The sequence below is a fragment of the Actinoplanes oryzae genome, assembly GCF_030757795.1.
Lineage (GTDB): Bacteria > Actinomycetota > Actinomycetes > Mycobacteriales > Micromonosporaceae > Actinoplanes.
In genome coordinates, this window is the sequence record NZ_JAUQWH010000121.1 from 1 (window position 1) to 18,814 (window position 18,814).

Sequence of the window (18,814 nt, forward strand, 5' to 3'; positions counted from 1 at the left end):
ATGACCGGGTGGCGACTGTGCCGTTCGTCTACCGGTTCTACGACCTGGGCCGCCGCCCTTCCCCTCTTCCGCGCCGTGGCCGGCACCCGCCTCTGCCGCTGGGGCGAGCTGCTCGCCGAGCACCTCGGCACCGGCGGCCGGCTGCTCGTCGCCGGCAACGGGGGCAGCGCCGCCGAGGCCCAGCACCTGGCCGCCGAGCTGGTCGGCCGGCTGCGCGACGAGCGGATGCCGCTGTCGGCCATCGCGCTCACCCCCGACTCGTCCGCGGTCACCGCCATCGGCAACGACTACGGCTTCGACGAGATCTTCGCCCGCCAGGTACGCGCCCACGGCCGCCCCGGCGACGTGCTGATGCTGATGTCGACCAGCGGCCGCAGCCCGAACCTGGTCGCCGCCGCGCACGCCGCCCGCGAGATGGGCGTCCGGACGTGGGCGATGACGGGGGAGGGGCCCAACCCGCTCTCCGACGCCTGCGACGAGACGCTGCACTGCCCGTCCGGCGACTCGCAGGTCGTCCAGGAGCTGCACCTGATCTCCGTCCACGTCATGTGCGAGTACCTGGACCGGCACCTGCCCGTGGTGCTGGGTTTTCAGTACGCGGGCGAGGCGGTGCTGTCCCGATGAGCCGTCCCCTCCTCGTCGTCGTCGGCGACACCCTCCTCGACCGGGACGTCGAGGGCAGCGTGCACCGCGTCGCCCCCGACGCACCCGCGCCCGTGCTCGACGAGCGCTCGGTCTCCGACCGTCCCGGCGGCGCGGGGCTGGCCGCGCTGCTCGCCGCGGCGTCCGGTGACTACGACGTCGCGCTTGTCACGGCGCTGGCCTCCGACCCGGCGGCGGCCCGCCTGAGCTCGCTGCTGTCGGCGGCGGGTGTGCAGGTGTACGCCCTTCCGCTCGAAGGCGCCACCGCGGAGAAGATCCGCCTCCGCGCCGGCGGCCAGGTCCTCGTGCGCCTCGACCGCGGCGGCGAGCCCGCCGTCCCCGGCCCCGCTCCGGCGGCGGCTCTGGAGGTCCTGCAGCGGGCGTCCGCGATCCTGGTCTCCGACTACGGCCGGGGCGTGCTCCGGCACGCCGACCTGCGGACCGCGCTGGAGCAGGCCAAGGCGCCGATCGTGTGGGACCCGCACCCCAACGGTCCCGCGCCCGTCCCCAATGTGCGTCTCGTGACCCCCAACGAGTCCGAGGCGCGCAAGCTGACCGATCTCCCGGGCGGTGGGTCGCAGCTGGCCATGGTGCAGCGCGCCGGCCAGACCCTCCGGCAGCGCTGGCGGGCCGGTGCCGTCGTCGTGACCATCGGTGCCAAGGGCGCGGTCCTGTGCCACAACGGTGCCACCCCGCTCGTGGTGCCCAGTCCGGTTTCGAGCGACGGCGACACCTGCGGTGCGGGCGACCGGTTCGCCGCCACTGCCGCTCTCGCCCTCGCGCGGGGTGCCCTTGTCTCCGAGGCCGTCCAGGACGCGGTTGCCGCTGCGAGTTCCTACGTGGCGAGCGGGGGAGTGACGGCCGCGCTTGCCCCGGCTTCTTCTCCGGCCGTCGCTTCCCCCGTCGATCAAGTTATTGCGGACGTCCGGGCCAAGGGCGGGACCGTCGTCGCCACCGGCGGGTGTTTCGACCTGCTGCACGTCGGGCACCTGGCCACCCTGCAGGCCGCCCGCAAGCTCGGCGACTGCCTGATCGTCTGCCTCAACTCCGACAGCAGCGTCTCGGCGCTCAAGGGCCCCGACCGCCCGCTGACCAAGCAGGACGACCGGGCGCGGATGCTCGCCGCCCTGGAGTGCGTCGACGCGGTCGTGATCTTCGACGAGCCGACGCCCGAGGCCACGCTGACCTGGCTGCGCCCCGACGTGTGGGTCAAGGGCGGCGACTACGCCGACGGCGGCCCCGAGCTGCCCGAGGCGGAGCTCGTGCAGCGCTGGGGCGGGCAGACCGTGATCGTGCCCTATCTCGACGGCCGTTCCACCACCAACACCATCGCCGCGGCCCAGGCCGCCACCAGGAGGTAACAAGCATGGACGCAGTCATCGTCACCGGCGGTTCCAGCGGGCTCGGCGCCGCCGTCGTCGAGGCCGTGCGCAAGGCGGGCGGCCGCCCGTTCGTCATCGACCGCCAGGCCCCGGCCGAGGGTGTCGAGTGGATCGAGTGCGACCTGGCCGACACCCGCGCCGCGGAGGAGGCCACCCGTCAGCTGATCGAGCGCGCGGGCGGCAGCATCGACGGCGTGGTCACCGCCGCCGGCATGGACGTGCCCGGCGCGCTCGCCGACATCCCCGGCGAGACCTGGGACCGCATCGTCATGATCGACCTGCTCGCCACGGCCGCCGTGGTCCGCGCGGCGCTGCCGGCGCTGAAGGAGTCGCACGGCGGCGTGGTCACGATCTCGTCGACGCTGGGCATCAAGGCCGTGAGCGACGCCACCGCGTACTGCGCGGCGAAGTTCGGCGTCGTCGGCTTCACCCGGGCGCTCTCCGCCGAGCTGGCCGGGCAGGTCAACGTCACGCTCGTCATCCCCGGCGGCATGCGCACCAAGTTCTTCGACGACCGCACCGAGCAGTACAAGCCCGGCCCGGACGCGATCCTCAACGACCCGGCCAACGTCGCGAGCGCGATCCTCTTCGCGCTCAACCAGCCCGCCGGGTGCGCGGTGCGGGAGCTGGTCATCGCGGCCGAGCAGGAGACGTCGTACCCGTGATCCTCGTCCTGCGCGCCCTCGGCGTGGGCGACCTCGCCGCGGGCGTCCCGGCGATCCGGGCGGTCCGGTCCCACTTCGCGGACCGGACCCTGGCGCTGGCCGCCCCGGCCTGGCTGACGCCGCTGATCGACCTGATCGGCGGCGTCGACCGCGTCGTGCCCCTGTCCGGCCTCGCGGACTCCCTGCCGCCGCTGGACGCCGACGTGGCGATCAACCTGCACGGCTCCGGCCCGGAGTCGACCGAGCTGCTGACTTCTCTCTCGCCCGGGCAGCTCTGGGCGTTCTCCCCGGCGGGCCCGGTGTGGCGGGACGACGAGCACGAGCGGGACCGCTGGTGCCGCCTGCTCTCCCACTACGGGGTCGCGGCCGATCCGGGCGACACCGACCTGTCGGTTCCGTCCGTGGCGGTCCCGCACGGGGTCACGATCATCCACCCGGGCGCGAAGTCGCCCTCCCGGCGCTGGCCGGTCTCCCGCTACGCGACCGTCGCCCGCGCGCTGGCCGACGCGGGACACAAGGTGGTCGTCACGGGATCCGCCGGCGAGCGCGAGATCGCCCTCGACGTCGCCCGGTGGGCCGGCCTCGGCCCGTCCGCGGTCCTGGACACCGGGCTCGCCGAACTGGCCGGGCTGGTCGCCCACGCGCGCCTGCTGATCAGCGGCGACACCGGCATCGCGCACCTGGCCACCGCGTACCGGACCCCGTCCGTCACGCTCTTCGGCCCGATGCCGCCGTCCCGCTGGGGGCCGCCGCCGGACCGGCCGTACCACCAGGTCATCTGGCACGGCACGCGCGCCGAGCGCGGCGACTCACCCGGCCCGGAGGTGCACCCCGCGCTCCTGGCCGTCACCCCCGACGAAGTCCTCGAAAGGTCCCGCCATGCCTGACTCCGCGCCCCTGCGCGCCCTCGTCCTCGGCTGCTCGCTGCGCTCGGGGGAGTCCGAGTCCAGCAGCGAGCTGCTCGGCCGCGAGGTCCTCGCGGCGCTCGCCGACCACGACGTCGAGGGCGAGGTCCTGCGCGTCGTCGACCAGAACATCAAGTTCGGCGTCACCACCGACGAGGGCGGCGGCGACGGCTGGCCCGCCGTCCGCGAGAAGATCCTCGCCGCGAACATCCTGGTCATCGCCACCCCGATCTGGATGGGCCAGCCCGCCAGCGTCGCCAAGGTCGTCCTCGAGCGCCTCGACGCCGAGATCTCCGAGACCGACGACCTGGGCCGCCCCAGCATGTACGACAAGGTGGCCGTCGTCGCCGTCGTCGGCAACGAGGACGGCGCCCACCACGTGCACGCCGAGGTGTTCCAGGCGCTCAACGACGTCGGCTTCTCGATCCCGCCCGGCGGGGGCACGTACTGGGTCGGCGAGGCGATGGGCAGCGTCGACTACAAGGACGCGGGCCCCAAGCCGGACACCACTGGCAAGACCACGAAGTCCCTCGCCGCGAACGCCGCCCACCTGGCCCGCCTCCTCGCGGCCACCCCCTACCCGGCCTCCTGACCACCCTCTGATCACCGGCGCGCCGCCGGGCCGGTTTTTCCGTCCCGGCCGCGTGCCGGTTCACGACTTCCGCACCCGTACGACAACCGCCCGCCCGCCTCCGCAACCGTCGCAGTTGCCGTTGGGTGGCATGCCCCGCCCAGGCCGAAGCAGACCCGCAGCCCCTCCCGAACAGGCACTCGTCGCCGAGACACGGCGGCGGATGTCTGTGGAGGTGCAGCTGCTGTGGGTCCGATGTTCGCCCCCCTGAAGGAGCGCAACTACCGGCTCTGGGCCGCCGCCGACCTGGTCTCGGTCGCCGGCACCTGGATGCAGGTGCTGGGCCTCAACTGGCTGGTCCTGTCCGCCACCGGCTCGGCCGGCGAGATGGGCCTGACCGTCATGCTGCAGTCGCTGCCTGTCCTGCTGCTCGGCAGCTGGGGCGGCGCCCTCGCCGACCGGCTGCCCGCCCGCGCGATGCTCATCGGCTGCCAGGCGCTGCGGGCGCTGCTGGCGGTCGCGCTCATCGCCCAGGGCGGCACCACGACGATCTACGCCATCGCGCTGGCCTCCGGGGTGATCAGCGCCTTCGAGGGCCCGATGCTCGGCCGCTTCGGTTCGGCGCTGGTGCCGCCCTCGGCGCTCGGCTCGGCGCTCGCCCTCGGCTCGGTGCTCAGCAGCGCCGGCCGGATCGGCGGCATGGCCCTGGGCGGCGTGCTCATCGGCATCACCGGCCCCACGACCCTCTTCGCCATCAACGCGGTCACCTACGGCGCGGTCATCCTGGCGCTGGCCCTCATGCGTACGGGCGACATGCGCACCCTCCCGCGCGCGACCGGGGCCGACGGCGGTGTCCGGGCCGGCTTCCGCTACCTCCTCGGCCAGCCCGTCGTGCTGCTCGTGCTGGCGATCTCGTTCGTGCTCGGCTCGCTGGGCCGCAACTACCAGGTGACCATGGCCGCGATGGTGGCCGGGCCGCTGGAGGGCTCCTCCGGCTCGTACGGCCTGCTCTCCACGGTCTTCGCCGTCGGCGCCGTGACCGGCGGCCTGCTGCTGGCCGGCACCGGCCGCTCCACCCTGCGGGTCCTGCTGGCGACCGGGTTCTTGATCAGCGTGCTGCAGTTCGTGTCCGGCCTCGCCCCGAACGTCCTGGGCTTCGCCGCCCTGCTGCTGCCCATCGCGGCCGGCGCCGTCGTCTTCGACACCGTGGTCTCCACCCGCATCCAGCTCGACACCCGCGAGGACATGCGCGGCCGCGTGCTGGCCACGGCCGGCATCGTCTCGTCGCTGTCCGGCATGGCCGGGGCGCCGGCGCTCGGCCTGCTCTGCGACGCGGCCGGGCCCCGCACCGCCCTCCTCGTGGCCGGCGCGGTGACCACCGTGGCCGTCGTCGCCGGCGGGCTCGTGCTGGCGCGCGTGCGGGGGCGGTCGGTCAGCTTCCGCCCGGTCCACCTGCGCGCGCTGCTGCAGCCCGCCTGACCCGCCGATCGCTCACCGCGCCACTCACCGGGCGCCTTGCCGGCGCCGGCCGCCTTGCCCGCGCCGGCCGCTCACCGGGTGCCGAACGCGGCCTTGGCGGCGTCGGCGGCGATCCGCTGCAGGTCGGCCGGGCTCAGGCCGGCCTCGGTGCGGGCGGTCTCGTACTCGCCGGACAGCGTGATCCCGGACGTGCGCGGGTCGTCCGTCGCCAGGGCCACCGGCACCCCGGCCGCCAGCAGCCGCTTGACCGGATGCGTGGCGTAGCTCGCCGCCACGCTGGTGTGCAGGTTGCTGGTCAGCGCCACCTCGCACGCGATGCCGTGCGCCGCCAGGTGGTCGAGCAGGGCGGGGTCCTCGGCCGACCGCACCCCGTGGCCGATCCGTTCGGCGCCGAGCTCCCGGACCGCCGCCCACACGCTCGCCGGGCCCGCCGCCTCGCCGGCGTGCACGGTCACGTGGAGCCCGGCGTCGCGGGCGCGCCGGAAGGCCGGTGCGAACTCGGCCGCGGGCACGCCCGCCTCGTTCCCGGCGAGGTCCACCGCGCAGAACAGGCCGCGCCGGGACAGGAGGGTGGCGACCTGCGCGTCGCCGTGCGCGGGCCCGAGATCCCGCAGCAGGATGCCGATCAGTCCGACCGGCAGCCCGGCCTCGTGCGAGGCCGCCGCGACACCGTCCGCCACCGCGTCGATCACCGCCTCCGGCGCGAGCCCGGTCTCCTGCCGGATGAACCATGGGCTGAACCGCAGCTCCAGGCGGTCGAGCCCGTCCGCCGCGGCGTCGAGCACCGCCTCGCGCCCGGCGCGCTGCCAGTCGTCGGGCGTGCGGAAGGCCGAGGGGGCGGCGTCGACCTTCTCCAGGTACGGGACGAGCCCGCCGAGCGGCCCGTGCGCCACGAGCAGCGCTTCGGGGTCGGCGGCGGTCGCGAGCGGGTGCCCGTACCGGTGGGCGAGCTCGAGCGTGGTGGCGACGCGCAGGGCGCCTTCGAGATGGCGGTGCAGATCGATGAGCAGCATGACAGGGACCTTTCGCAAGGGCAGGACAGCGGAACCGGACGGAACGCGCCCGGAACTACTGGTAGAAGTCCTTGCGGTAGGAGTGGTCGCCGAAGACCTGCCGCGCCGCCTCGCCACGGCAGGGGAAAACGATCACGGCCCGATGCTACTCACCCGGGTCGTGTCCGTTTCCTCCCATCGGCCGGTTTGTGCGCGTACCCGCGGGGGTAGGGATCTTGATCACGGCCCAGGAGAGGAGACGAGGGATGCCCAGGATCAACACCGATCCCGACCGCTACCCGCCGCTGGACCCGGGTGCACCGATCCCGGACGACCCGGGCGAGCTCGAGCCGGGCGCGCCCGACCCGCTGCCGCCCGCGCCGCACGAGCCGGCGCCGGACGAGCCGGTCGTGATCCCGGACGAGCCCGGCTCGGTTCCCGAACCCGCTTGACCCCGCCCCGCCGCCCGCCGGCGGGCCCACCTCACGCCGCGCGGCACTCCTGCCGCGCGGCGTCCCCACGTCCCGGCACTCTCCCCGCGCGGCGTCCCCACGCCCCGGCACTCTTCCCGCGCGGCGTCCTCACGTCTTGGAGCTTTCCGCGCGCCGCCGTTTCCGCCGCGCGGCGTCTCCACGTCTCGGGGCCTTCCGCGCATCGCCGTCCGCTGCGCGGCGTCTCGGGGCTTTCCGCGCATCGCCGTCCGCTGCGCGGCGTCTCGGGGCTTTCCGCGCATCGCCGTCCGCTGCGCGGCGTCTCGGGGCTTTCCGCGCGCCGCTTTCGTCACGGCCGGAACAGCTGCCACCGCCCCTCGGAGACGACCTCGGCAACCCCGTCGACCACGCTGACGGCGGTGTCGTCGTCGATCGCGTAGACCGGCGCCGGGATCCGGGCCGCCCACGTCGCCGCGTTCGCCGGTGACGCCTCGGGATGGCGCGGATGCCCCAGGTGCGGAATCACCGCGAAGTCGACCAGCCCCGCGCCCCGGCCGGTGACCAGGACCCGGTCGATGTCGCCCTGCGGCGTGGGGAACACCACGCGTTCCGGCGGCGGCACGTCCTCCTCGGCCGGAGGTGCGTCGGCGTCGCCATACGTCTCCACGAACACGGAGGTGGCCGCCATCGCCCCGGCGCTCACCCCCACGTAGACCGCCTCGGGCCGCAGGTCGCCCAGCAGGGCGGCCAGCCCGGAGCGCCGCAGCCACGTGGTGAGGAACACCGGGTCGCCGCCCCACACCAGCAGCGCGTCGGCCGCCCGGACCGCCGGCACCCAGGCCTCCTCGTCCAGGTGCGGCAGGGCCGTCAGCTCGAGGATGCCCAGCGACTTCCAGCCGAGCCCGGCCAGCCTGCCGGCCGGCTCCCCGCTCAGCGCCTGCCACGCCTGGCCGGCGCCACCGGGGAACGGGTAGATCCCCGTGGGCACGAAGAGGGCGCTCGACTCCGCGATCGGCTTGCCGAGCAGGCCGGTGAGGGCGTCCCGGATGCTGCCGTTCGTGACGCCGGACGACGTGAGGAGAAGTTTCACGGTGGCAACCTAACCCGGGGGTACGACAAGATGCGCCCATGACAGTGCTGTCCGTTCTGCCCCTCGACGCCCTGAAGACGCTGATCGGCCCGGCCCGGGTCGTCGCGATCGGGGAGTCGGCCCATTTCGTTCCCGAGTACCACGCGCTGCGGCACCGGTTGCTGCGGCTCCTGCACGAGGAGCTCGGCTTCACCGTGTACGCCCACGAGTCCGGCTTCTCCGAGGGCCTGGCCGTGGACGCGTGGATCCAGGGCGGCCCGGGGGAGCTGCCCGCGGACGGCTTCACGTACCGCTTCGGGCAGGATCCGGCGCTGCGCGAGATGGTTCGCTGGATGCGGTCCCACTCGACGTTGCGCTACGCCGGGCTCGACCTGCCCGCGGATCTGGCCTCGTTGCTCCCGGCCCTGGATCACGCCGGCGCGCACGTGGACACGGATCTCCTCGACCGGGTGCGCGCGGAGGCGCAGAAGTGGGCGCGGCCGTTCACGATGCAGGCCTTCGCCGCGTACGTGTCTCTGCCGCAAGCCGACCGCGACCGCCTCACCGTGCTCCTCGCCGAGCTGTCCGCGCGCCTCGAGACGGTGCCCGGGACGAGTGCGACGGTCCGCCACGAGCTCCGCCTCGCCGTGCTGCTGGACCAGCAGCTGCGCGCCCAGGCGACGGGAGCCTACGACGTCAACGTCCGGGACGCCGCCATGGCGGCCACGGTGCGGCACCTGCTCGCGGAGCCCGGCGCGAAGATCGTCATCGGGGCGGCCAACAACCACATCCAGCGCATCCCGGTCGAGGGCGCCGGGATGCACCTGCCGGTCCTCGGGGCGCACCTCGCGGCCGAGCTCGGCGACGGCTACGTGAGCATCGCGGTCACGTCGGCGGGCGGGCGCACGTCGACGCGCCGGCCGGCCCCGGACGACCCGCGCGGCGCCACGGTGCTCGACGTGGCGCTGGGGGAGCCGGAAGCGGGCAGCGTGGAGGCGGCGCTGGGCACTGTGCGTACAGAATCGATCGCGGATCTCCGCCCGCTGCGCGCGACCGGGACCGGGCCCCGCGGGCTCCGCCTCATGGAGCGGACCGCCGGGCTGGACGTCGCCCAGGCCCACGATCTGGTCGCCATAACCCCGCTGACCAGTACGTATCTACCGGTGTGAAGCCCGGCGGCGGGGGAGCGCGAGGCGCCCCTTAGGATCTTGCCGCGTGATCCACAGAAGACTGTCCCGCATGGGCGTCGCCGTGCTCGTCGGCCTGTCCGTCACGCTGGGTGCGGGCCCGGCGCACGCGGAGCCGGGCGAGCCGGAGGCGCCCCGGGTCGAGCTGGTCCTCGACGTCAGCGGGTCCATGCGGGCCGCCGACATCGACGGCGAGACCCGCATCGCCGTCGCCAAGCGCGCGTTCAACGCCACCGTCGACGCGCTGCCGGAGACCACGCAGCTCGGCATCCGGGTGCTCGGTGCCACCTACCCCGGCGACGACAAGAAGAAGGGCTGCAAGGACACCCAGCAGATCGTCCCCGTCGGCCAGGTCGACCGGACCGCGGCGAAGGCCGCGATCGCCGACCTCAAGCCGACCGGCTTCACGCCCGTGGGCCTGGCGCTCCGCAAAGCCGCCGAGGACCTGGGGGACGGCGGCTCGGCCCGCCGCATCGTGCTGATCACCGACGGCGAGGACACGTGCACCCCGCCGGACCCGTGCGCCGTCGCGCGCGAGCTGGCGGCGCAGGGCACGAGCCTCGTCGTGGACACGCTCGGCCTCACCCCGGACGAGAAGACGCGCAAGCAGCTCGTCTGCATCTCCACCGCCACCGGAGGTACGTACACCGCGGCGCAGAGCGAGGAGGAGCTGACCGATCGCATCAAGCAGCTCGTCGACCGCGCCGCCGTGCCCCCGCCCGTGGCCCCGGCACCCGTGACGGGCACCGCCTCGTGCGACGGCGCGCCGACCCTGACGCCCGGCGTCTACACCGACCGGGAGCGCATCGGCGAGCACCGCTACTACCGGGTTCCCGTACAGCCGGGCCAGGAGCTGCGCGCCTCGGTCAGCATCGCGATCGACCGCCAGGTGGCCCGCGACTACGGGGTGCTGCTGGCGGCGACCGTGGGCCCACGTGAGCTGGTCCGCGGCACCGACGCGGGCAGCGGCCGCTCCGACGTCCTCTCGACCGGCCTGCGCTGGTCGGCGACGGACGAGGACCGGCCGGAGCCGTCGCCGTCCTCCTCGACGGACAGCGGCGGTCTTTTCGGGTGGGGCGACGACGATGACGACGACACCGCGGCGCCGCCGACCGACGTCTGCCTGGTGGTGAGCAACTCCTTCGCGTCCGCCACCTCGGCCGCGCAGCCCGGCATGCCCCTGGAGCTGACGATCGGCCTGACCCCCGCCTCGCACGCCCCGGACGCCCCCGGCCTGGGCCGCGGCTTCCTGCTCCTGCTCGTCCTCGGCATCGCGGGCCTGATCGCCGGCGTCCTGGCCGGCTGGCTCACCCGCTGGTGGGTCGCCACCTGGAGGAACTGATGAAGCTCACGACCGCCGCCCTCGCCGGCGCCGCCCTGGCCGCGCTGGGGGCCACCCCCGCCCTGGCCGACCCGTCCCCGGCGCCCTCCACGCCCGTCACCATCGCGGGCACGTCGTTCCTGACCGCCGTCCCCGTCACCCCGGGCCGCGCCGTCGACGTCCCGGCCGTCACCGGCGACTACCTCTACTGGTCGTTCGCCGCCGAGGCCGGCCAGCGCCCCGACGTCACCGCCGAGGTCGACCTGCCCCCGGCGGCCGACCGGCACGGCGCCCAGTCCTGGACCGTCGAGGTCTTCGACGGCCTGCGCCGCCGCCAGGCCTGCGTCGCGGGCGACCAGAGCCCCCGCGCGGACACCACCGCAACCAGCGTCGCCCTGCGCTGCCGGCTCCGCCAGGTCCGCTCCTGGGCCGAGCCGGCCGACGGCGACCCGCTGCCCGGCACCTACTACGTGCGCCTCTCCAGCTCCGTGCTGCCGGAGCAGGACCTCGGCCTGCCCACCAAGGTCCACCTGACCCTGGCCGCCCCGAAGGGCGACACGGGCGACGACCAGGGCGTCCTCGCCGCCCCCCTGGTCCCCGACAACAACCCGGGCACCGTAGGCGGCACCGTCGCACCCCTGGCGGAAGAGGACGACAACGGCTGGCTCCCGGAGTTCTCCTCCCGCTGGATCTGGACCGCAGCCGGCGGCATCCTCGCCGCCCTCACCGGCATCACCGGCTTCGCCCTGACCCGCCGCCGGCGCCCCCGCCCGGCCTGACCCGGAACCCGGGTGGCGGCCCCTCCCGCCGCCACCCGGGCACTCCCCACCCCGATTCGCACCGCCACCCGGACTCACGCGCACGAGCAGCCCCCGGCGCCCGCATCTGCCGATGATGGGATGGCGCAGTGCTACTGGTGAGATGGCCCTTCGGGGTGACGGCATGGTGCTGCGGGAGGCTGGCACCCGACTACATCAGGCGATTACCGTCGATGGCCTCCCGCGGGGCGAGGTCATGCTCGATCTCGCCACGGCGGGCATCGCGTATGTCGTTGGAGCCTCGTATCGGGGTCAGGGCCTGGCGCGACGTGCGGTCACACGGATGGTCACGCACGCCTATGACACCTTCGGTCTGCAGCGGACGTACCTCGAGACCGAAGCTGACAACGTTGAGAGTGCTGCGGTCGCTCGCGCAGCTGGATTTCGCCCTACCAACGAAGAACCGGAGTTCGTCGAGGACAAAGGGCGGAGATACGCCCTACACCGCTGGACGCATCAACGAACGCTATAGGCGAGCGCAGCAGTGCGGGTGCGTGCAACGGCGTCGGCCGCGTGGTTGCATGGCGCTGTGCGGCCGGACATCGAATGGCTTGGCGATCACGTCATCGACGGGGTCACCGAACGCTCGTTTCGTGTCGGCGGGTCGGGCCGCCGCGTTCCTGGGGTGTTGTGGCTGCCGCCCGGTCCGGTGGCGGCGCCGCTCGTGCTGGTGGGACACGGCGGCAGTGGGCACAAGCGCAGCGCACGCGTTGTCGAGCACGCCCGCTGGTTCGCTGAACATGCCGGATGTGCGGTGGTCGCGATCGACGGCCCTTACCACGGACAGCGGGTACCGGCACCGATGCCGGCCGAGCAATATCAGGCCCGGATCGCCGAGGTCGGGGTCGAGGTGGTCCTCGACCGGATGATCGACGACTGGAAGTCCGTCCTTGCTGCTGTCGCCGGCTGCGGCCGGGTCGATGCCGGGAGGCTGGCCTATCTGGGCATGTCCATGGGGGCGCGGTTCGGTCTCGCGCTGGCGGCCGAGCTGAACGACCGGCTGTCTGCCGTGGTTCTCGGAAAGTTCGGCTTGCGGCAGTGCGCTGCGATGCATCCAGGCATGGCCGCACCGACCCGGGTCGCCATGGACGCCGCTCGCGTCACCGCACCGCTGATGTTCCACATCCAGGAAGACGATGAGGTCTTCCCCAGCGACGGACAGCGGGAACTGTTCGACCTGATCGGATCCACCAGCAAGCGTCAGGTCACCGAGGCAGGCCGGCACAGTTGCACCACGCCCGTGGCGATCACCAGGTGGCGAACCTTCATCACCGAGCGCCTGACCGGCAAATGATCCGACCCCGTCAGGTATTCAGAGCTTACGGACATGCCGATGAGCGCGTACGGTGAACGTGTATTCACACCGGCATACCGCCGAACCCGATCTCGTTGCCGTCCGGATCTCGAAACGTCGCCTTACGCACACCGTTGTCGTAGGTCTCGCTTTTTGCCGGTTCTATTCCTCGCGCGACGATGTCGGCGATACGGGTGTCGAAATCGCTGACGAACACTGTGTGGATGGCATGCCCGGCATGCTCCGGGAGCACCTGAACGAAGACGTAACGGTGCTCGGCGAGTTCCCACACCGCCTCGGTTTCGTTGGGTAAGAAGGACGGCTCGGCGCCGAGAAGTTGTTCGTACCAGGCCACCGCGGCGGCATAGTCACGGACCGGGCACCCCGCGAAGAGGTCTAGAGTCATGAAGCCAGTTTAGTGACGTACCGGCATCCTGATTTGCCGCAAGTCGAGCGCTGCCGGGCGTGCTGCCGGGCCATGTCGGCTTGGTGTGCTGATCTGGGCGATGGCGGCGCGTTACGTGGTGATAAGTCGTCGTCGAGCCGGGCGCGGTCAAGGTCCGCGAGCCTGGCTCGACGACGTTGCTCGCCCTCGAGTGCTGGACCGCACCCACCTCGGGATGCGATCCATATAAGCCGCAATCGGTCATGTTTCGTCGTGCGCTTCGTGCCTTTTGCCATCGCCTTACTGGCCGACCACTGCTCGGGTGATCGGCGGTGGCGCTGATCGCTAAGCTGCCCCGATGCGCAGATCCGTTCTCCTCGTCGCTGCTGCGATCCTCACTGCTTCGCTGGATGTGGCGGCGACTCGACCGACGTGCGGCGGAAGTCGGTGACGTCCGGGATCTTCTGAAAGCCGGCCGAGACGTACGTCGCCACGCCGCCGACGTTGCTGCTCGGGGTGCACACTGTCGCGCTGGACGACCCCATCTCCTGCAACACGGCGGCCGCGGCCACCGTGATGGCGCGTCCGTATCCGTGGCCACGGTGATCCCGATGAACGCCCAGTGGTTCGAGCAGACCCGGTCGCCCGTCCCCGGCCGACCACACCGTCACCGCGGCGACCGCAGCGCCGTCGCCGTCGTAACCGACCAGGCACCGGGCCCGGCGGTAGGGCGGGGCAGCGGCCATCGCGCGCCAGCGCTCCACAGTGAACGTCGAGTGGGCGAACGCCGCCCGTTGCACCGCGACCCGGTCATCAACGATCCGGTCCCGAACGTCGTGCGCCTCGATGACCTCGACCCTGAGCCCGCAGTCCTCCACCGGCTTGATCAGTTCGCGAGACAACGGGGTCCACGGTTCGTCCGGCACCCAACCGCTGCGACGGAGGAGGTCTCGAAGAGCAGCGCCGAAGCGGGCCTCGACGGCCCCGGCGCCGTCGGGCAGTACCCCCTGCCCCGGATCCGACAGATCGGCCAGCAGCCGGGCGGCGAAGGAGGCGTCTTCGTCGACGCTCGGTGCGATGCCCATGCGGATCACCCCGTCGTCCAGCAGGCCAACGGCCAGGATCTGCCCGTTACGGGTCCACACCCGGACGGCCTCGGCCAACTCCCGCCCGCCGAACCTCCCGTGCCACCCAAGGTCGCCCGGATGAAGCTGCACCGGCCCGCCGGTGTGCTGCCAGACCGCTACCGCCTCAACGATCTCGCCCAACGAATCCGGCGTCGCCGGCTGCATCGCGATCGACATGCGCCGACCTAATCACACCACAGAGACCACGCAATGGGTTTCACCGCCGGAGTGCCGGCCCATGACTCGCGCGCATGAACGCCTCTCCGACTTCAGGCGGGGGAGGCGCAACAATTGCTGAGGCGAGCGCCGGCCCAGGTGGTCGATCCAGTCATACGCCTACGGTGCGACTCTGACCCGCTATCCGGATCCCGTCGCCGAGCGTGTGCGGCGAGCCGGCGGAGCGCCGCCGCGCCCTGGGATGCCAGCCTGGTTGGCTCGGCGCACGCTCGTGCCGAAAGCCGAAAGCCGAAAGCCGAAAGCCGGATGCGGGATGCGGGATCAATCCCTCCGTAGGCGCTGGTTCGCAATCAGGGTCAGCAGGGCGGCATGGGTCTTCTCGTCCGCAGCCGCCACGAGACCACCCGCTCCGGTATGGATGGGCTGGCCGTCGATCCCGGTGACTACACAACCGGCCACCTGACAAAGGGCGATTCCGGCCGCGAAATGAACGCTGTTGCGTAGGTCGCCATCGGTGACGTAGGCGGCGCGACGGCCGGCGGCGACCCAAGCCACGGCCAGCGTGGTAGAGACGACCCGGGGGCGGAACTGTCCGATGAACTCCTCGTCGGCGAGCATCCGGGCGGCCGAGAAAACCCCATGGTTGGGAAACGGCGGGTCGAGGTTGACGTCGACCAGCCTCGACTCGGACGATGGCGCAAGCCGCTCGTCCGCGCCATCGCGACGCACGTACGCATCCGCCCCGTCGGTCCAGAACACCTCGTTCGTGAACGGGTCAGCGGAGGCGGCCACCGTGGCCTGCCCATTCGTTCGTAACGCCACGTTCACCGAGGCCAGCATGTTCCGTACGGCGAAGTTCAACGTTCCGCACAACGGGTCGACCAACCACAACCGATCGTTCGCGCCGTTGCCCGTCCGCCCGCCCTCCTCACCCAGTACCACGTCATCTGGTCGCGCCGCACGCAAGACATCGATGATGGCCTTCTCAGCCTCGACGTCGGCCGTGGTGGCGAAGTCACCGGCGGACTTCTGAAAGCGTGTCAGCGATGATCCGTAGTACGAGCGAACGACCGCGGCACCGGCTTCCGCCGCTTCGAGGACCAATTCCTGGTCGGTGATCGACACGCAGAGACCATAGACCTCCATCACACCTCCGAACGGGCGTGGGGGTCTTGCGGGGAGCAAAGATCGGGTATCCGGATTCGCCGCTGTCCGCGCGGGGCACCGGTACGCCGCCCTGCCGAACCGCGCCGGACGCGCACCTGGCCGCCCTGGGCCGGCAACTACGCGGAGGCGGTCAGGACCTCGGCGAGCACGGCGGTGGCGTCCTTGATGTCGACCTCGCAGGCCTGCAGGGGGCCGGTCTCGGTCATCCAGGCGTGGTCGGCGCCGCCCGCGTACATCGGGGCGAGGCCCAGGTCGCGGACCAGTTTGGCGGCCGTGCGCCGGGCGTCGGGCCAGTCCGTGCACAGGAACTCGGTGAGCAGCGGGTCGTGGCCGCGCCGCGCGTCGAGGACCGGGACCGGGAGGGTGTTGAAGGCCTTGACCCAGTGGGCCTCGGGCGACCACTCCGCCAGCCGGCCCAGCGCGGTGCCGCCGGTCAGCACCGGGTGGGTCGCGTCGAGGACCGGCTTGCCGCGCAGGGCCGGCCGGGCCAGGTCCACGGCGTCGTGCGCCTCGTCCCAGTCGGGGGCGAAGAGGATCGCTTCCCCGAAGTACGCCGCCTGCCGCACGCTGACGGCCTTGAGATCGTCGGCGAGTTCCTCCGGGTGCAGCGCCCCCGTGACGACGTCGTGGCCGGCCTGCTTCCACCACCGGGCCAGGGTGCCACCGATCTCGTCGTGACCTGCGATGACTCCGATCCGCATACGGTTAGGGTGCCGTATGTGAGCGGCTTTTCAGGCCGAATTGCGCAGAAACGGGGCGGCGGCCAGCCGGTTGCGCCCGGCGCGCTTGGCCGCGTACAGCTGGGTGTCGGCGCGGTCGTAGAGCGAGCCCGCGCGGCCGCTGGCCAGTCCCATGCTGACGGTGACGGTCAGGCCGGGCATGATCGCGGCCCAGTCGCGGCCCAGGATGACCCGGCGCACCTGCTCGGCGATGCGGCGCGCCTCGTGCTCGCTGCCGGTCAGGAAGAGCGCGAACTCGTCGCCGCCGAAGCGCACCGCGTCGCGGCAGTGCGCATGCAGCACGGAGGCGATCTCCACGAGGACGCGGTCGCCGACGCTGTGCGAGAAGTCGTCGTTGATCGCCTTGAAACTGTCCACGTCGATGAGGACCAGCGTGCCGGTGAACGTGGCGATGCGGCTGTCGAAGCACCGGCGGTTGCCCAGGCCGGTGAGCGCGTCCGAGGTGGCGGCGTGGTCGGCCGTACGCCGGGCGGCCTCCAGCTCGACGCGGCGGTAGGCCTGCTGGAGCATCGTGCGCCGGTCGAGGCGCAGCTGCCACAGCATCCGGATGTGGGTGTGCAGCGCTGCCATGATCGTCGCGGTCGCCTCGCCCGGCGCCTCGAGCACGGCCGTCACGGCGAGCTCGTACTGCACGATGAGAAACTGGTACGGCTGCACCGCCAGCTCGTTAGCGGCGAGGAACTCGCGCCGGGCGCCCCGCAGGTCGCCGGTGCCGCGCAGCACCACGCCCTGCGCCAGGTGCAGCAGCCGGCTCTCGTGCTGCTGTCCCGCCCGGCGCAGGGTCAGCAGGTGCTTGCCGACCAGGTGCACGGCGTCGGCGTGGCGGCCCTGCTTGGCGTACCCGAGGGCGAGCAGCGCCTCCGCGAGCGGCGCGTCGGTCCCGGGCCCGGTCCAGTAGCGCAGGATCCGGACCGCCTTGGCGAGGATCGCGGCGGACTCCTCGCACCGCTGCACGTGCTCGAGCCGCAGCGCCCATTCGAGCAGCAGTTCGGCGTACTCGAGCTCGGCGGACGAGCGGTAGAGGTCGTCGGGGCTCTCGAAGGCGTCGATGGCCTGCAGCATCGCGGACTCGGCCAGCTCGTAGAGCTCCGCCGCCCGGGCCGCGTCGGCCAGCGACGCCATCGCCGAGAAGTAGCGCAGGCTCTTGCGCGGCACCACGTCGAGCATGCTCATCGCGCGGGCGACGTGGTGCAGGCCCTCGTCCATGCGCCCGACCTGGATGAGCATCCGGGCGGTGTCGGCGAGGATCTTGGCGTCGGTGGTCCGCGGGCCGCTCGCCGGGCCGTCGTCGGCGACCAGCTCCTGCCCGATGGCCAGGGCCTCGTCGGGGCGGCCGAGCGCGCTGAGGGCGTACATCCGGCCCAGCCGGCTGACCCGGTGGGTGCGGTGGTCGCCGAGCAGGAGCAGCACGGCCTCGGCCTCGTCGGCGGCGGCCAGCGTCTCCCCGTGGTGCCCGCGGATGGTCAGGTCGTGGATGTGCAGACCCATCGACGCGTACGGGCCGTAGGGCGACACCACCGCGGGCAAGTTCGCCGTTGCCACCGTCGTCCCCCCTCCCGTCGCCGCCTCGGCCTACCGTTCGGCCGGTCGGCACCCGACGTGAGGTGTTCGGCCGGGCCGCTCGCGGACGAGTGGGAGGCGCGAAAAGTTTCACGAATCCGCGGCACCTTTGCCGGCCGCCGCCCGTCCCCATGGCTGTAGGACCCACCGCGAACCGAACCGAGGACATGAAGTGATCAACCGCAGGCCGGCAGTCGTGCTGCTCTCCCTCGTCCCGCTCCTGGCCGTCGCCGCCACGACCGGCTGCTCCGCGAGCGACCCGGTCGCCACCACCCCGGCCGCCGCACCGGCCACGACCGCCCCGGCAAGCACGCCGGCCACGACCGCCCCGGCAAGCACGCCGGCCACGACCACCCCAGCAACCACCACCCCGGCGGCCACCACCGTGGCCTCCCCCTCGACATCACCCGCGGGCAAGGACGGCGCTCCTGTCGGCCGCATCATCCACACCGGGCTGGACGCCACCCCGATCACCGAGTTCGCCATCCAGGGCGTGCGCGTGGCGAACCCCAACCTGCCCGGCGTCACGTTCGGCTTCCAGCTGCTGGAGTACGAGAACAACGGCGACAGCCACCCGTACGTGCTGACCTCGGCGACCGAGGACGAGAAGAAGCCCGGCTTCCGCGCGGTCGAGCACTCGTACGCGCTGGACGGCGACGTCCAGCAGCCGGCCTTCGGCTACTACGCCGGCCGTCCCGCGAAGATCACCGGAACGCTGCGGGGCAAGGCCGTCACCGCGCACACTGCGGTCTGGAGCGCCGACAGCGGGGTGACCGTCTTCTGGTTCGACAACACCCAGGTGACCGGCGCCGACCGGCTCACGCGGGTGCAGGCGTACGGTACGGCGGGCAACCGCATCGCCCAGGCCACCGTCTCCTACGAGTAAAGGGCGCCGTGAACGA

General features: G+C 72.7%; 20 protein-coding genes. 13 read left to right on the forward strand and 7 right to left on the reverse strand.

Features of this window, described 5'->3' with window-relative positions; translation table 11 throughout:
* From RBH18_RS30770 to RBH18_RS30795, 6 genes are all read left to right on the forward strand, one after another.
* Complete coding sequence (locus RBH18_RS30770; RefSeq protein ID WP_306213962.1) at positions 1 to 624, forward strand: D-sedoheptulose-7-phosphate isomerase; 624 nt, start codon at positions 1 to 3, stop codon at positions 622 to 624.
* The gene (locus RBH18_RS30775) at positions 621 to 2,003 is read left to right on the forward strand and encodes a PfkB family carbohydrate kinase (RefSeq protein ID WP_306213963.1); all 1,383 of its coding nucleotides are present in this window, start codon (positions 621 to 623) and stop codon (positions 2,001 to 2,003) included. Before RBH18_RS30770 ends, RBH18_RS30775 begins: the two co-directional genes overlap by 4 nt.
* Positions 2,004 to 2,008: 5 nt before the next feature.
* Positions 2,009 to 2,689: an SDR family oxidoreductase gene (locus RBH18_RS30780; protein WP_306213964.1), complete on the forward strand. Its 681-nt coding sequence runs from the start codon at positions 2,009 to 2,011 to the stop codon at positions 2,687 to 2,689.
* Positions 2,686 to 3,576 (forward strand): glycosyltransferase family 9 protein, encoded by an 891-nt coding sequence (locus RBH18_RS30785; protein ID WP_306213965.1) that lies wholly within the window; start codon positions 2,686 to 2,688, stop codon positions 3,574 to 3,576. The genes RBH18_RS30780 and RBH18_RS30785 overlap by 4 nt, the downstream gene beginning before the upstream one ends.
* Positions 3,569 to 4,186: a flavodoxin family protein gene (locus RBH18_RS30790; protein ID WP_306213966.1), complete on the forward strand. Its 618-nt coding sequence runs from the start codon at positions 3,569 to 3,571 to the stop codon at positions 4,184 to 4,186. The genes RBH18_RS30785 and RBH18_RS30790 overlap by 8 nt, the downstream gene beginning before the upstream one ends.
* Before the next feature lie 234 nt (positions 4,187 to 4,420).
* Positions 4,421 to 5,644 (forward strand): MFS transporter, encoded by a 1,224-nt coding sequence (locus RBH18_RS30795; protein ID WP_306213967.1) that lies wholly within the window; start codon positions 4,421 to 4,423, stop codon positions 5,642 to 5,644.
* A gap of 71 nt (positions 5,645 to 5,715) precedes the next feature.
* Here RBH18_RS30795 and add read toward each other — a convergent pair whose 3' ends face one another.
* The gene (add, locus tag RBH18_RS30800; protein WP_306213968.1) at positions 5,716 to 6,657 is read right to left on the reverse strand and encodes an adenosine deaminase; all 942 of its coding nucleotides are present in this window, start codon (positions 6,655 to 6,657) and stop codon (positions 5,716 to 5,718) included.
* 245 nt (positions 6,658 to 6,902) lie between these two features.
* Here add and RBH18_RS30805 point away from each other — a divergent pair, with 245 nt between their 5' ends.
* Entirely contained in the window at positions 6,903 to 7,088 is a 186-nt protein-coding gene (locus RBH18_RS30805) for a hypothetical protein (RefSeq protein ID WP_306213969.1), read from the forward strand.
* 328 nt (positions 7,089 to 7,416) lie between these two features.
* Here RBH18_RS30805 and RBH18_RS30810 read toward each other — a convergent pair whose 3' ends face one another.
* Positions 7,417 to 8,157, reverse strand: a complete 741-nt coding sequence (locus RBH18_RS30810) for a Type 1 glutamine amidotransferase-like domain-containing protein (RefSeq protein ID WP_306213970.1) — start codon at positions 8,155 to 8,157, stop codon at positions 7,417 to 7,419.
* Positions 8,158 to 8,195: 38 nt separating this feature from the next.
* Between RBH18_RS30810 and RBH18_RS30815 the strand changes: the two genes are divergently transcribed.
* The 5 genes from RBH18_RS30815 to RBH18_RS30835 all read left to right on the forward strand — a co-directional run bounded on the left by RBH18_RS30815 (position 8,196) and on the right by RBH18_RS30835 (position 12,756).
* Positions 8,196 to 9,305, forward strand: coding sequence for an erythromycin esterase family protein (locus tag RBH18_RS30815; RefSeq protein ID WP_306213971.1), 1,110 nt, complete (start codon positions 8,196 to 8,198; stop codon positions 9,303 to 9,305).
* A gap of 70 nt (positions 9,306 to 9,375) precedes the next feature.
* Positions 9,376 to 10,665: a VWA domain-containing protein gene (locus RBH18_RS30820; RefSeq protein ID WP_306213990.1), complete on the forward strand. Its 1,290-nt coding sequence runs from the start codon at positions 9,376 to 9,378 to the stop codon at positions 10,663 to 10,665.
* Positions 10,665 to 11,423, forward strand: a complete 759-nt coding sequence (locus tag RBH18_RS30825) for a peptidase (RefSeq protein WP_306213972.1) — start codon at positions 10,665 to 10,667, stop codon at positions 11,421 to 11,423. The genes RBH18_RS30820 and RBH18_RS30825 overlap by 1 nt, the downstream gene beginning before the upstream one ends.
* Positions 11,424 to 11,586: 163 nt before the next feature.
* Positions 11,587 to 11,934: a GNAT family N-acetyltransferase gene (locus tag RBH18_RS30830; protein ID WP_306213973.1), complete on the forward strand. Its 348-nt coding sequence runs from the start codon at positions 11,587 to 11,589 to the stop codon at positions 11,932 to 11,934.
* A gap of 57 nt (positions 11,935 to 11,991) precedes the next feature.
* Positions 11,992 to 12,756 carry a dienelactone hydrolase family protein gene (locus tag RBH18_RS30835; RefSeq protein ID WP_306213974.1) on the forward strand — a complete coding sequence of 255 codons (765 nt, stop codon included), beginning with the start codon at positions 11,992 to 11,994 and terminating at the stop codon, positions 12,754 to 12,756.
* A gap of 64 nt (positions 12,757 to 12,820) precedes the next feature.
* On the opposite strand, the gene RBH18_RS30840 is transcribed toward RBH18_RS30835, so the two are convergent.
* The 5 genes from RBH18_RS30840 to RBH18_RS30860 form a co-directional block, all read right to left on the reverse strand.
* On the reverse strand, positions 12,821 to 13,162 hold the full coding sequence (locus RBH18_RS30840; RefSeq protein WP_306213975.1) for a VOC family protein: 342 nt from the start codon (positions 13,160 to 13,162) through the stop codon (positions 12,821 to 12,823).
* Between the two features lie 374 nt (positions 13,163 to 13,536).
* Positions 13,537 to 14,445 carry a GNAT family N-acetyltransferase gene (locus RBH18_RS30845; RefSeq protein ID WP_306213976.1) on the reverse strand — a complete coding sequence of 303 codons (909 nt, stop codon included), beginning with the start codon at positions 14,443 to 14,445 and terminating at the stop codon, positions 13,537 to 13,539.
* Positions 14,446 to 14,766: 321 nt separating this feature from the next.
* Positions 14,767 to 15,570 carry an inositol monophosphatase family protein gene (locus RBH18_RS30850; RefSeq protein WP_306213977.1) on the reverse strand — a complete coding sequence of 268 codons (804 nt, stop codon included), beginning with the start codon at positions 15,568 to 15,570 and terminating at the stop codon, positions 14,767 to 14,769.
* Positions 15,571 to 15,728: 158 nt separating this feature from the next.
* Positions 15,729 to 16,313: an NADPH-dependent F420 reductase gene (locus RBH18_RS30855; RefSeq protein WP_306213978.1), complete on the reverse strand. Its 585-nt coding sequence runs from the start codon at positions 16,311 to 16,313 to the stop codon at positions 15,729 to 15,731.
* A 30-nt stretch (positions 16,314 to 16,343) separates the two neighbouring features.
* A complete protein-coding gene (locus RBH18_RS30860; protein ID WP_306213979.1) occupies positions 16,344 to 17,894 on the reverse strand; it encodes a GGDEF domain-containing protein in 1,551 nt (516 codons plus the stop codon).
* Between the two features lie 190 nt (positions 17,895 to 18,084).
* Between RBH18_RS30860 and RBH18_RS30865 the strand changes: the two genes are divergently transcribed.
* On the forward strand, positions 18,085 to 18,798 hold the full coding sequence (locus tag RBH18_RS30865; protein WP_306213980.1) for a hypothetical protein: 714 nt from the start codon (positions 18,085 to 18,087) through the stop codon (positions 18,796 to 18,798).
* Positions 18,799 to 18,814: the final 16 nt, after the last annotated feature.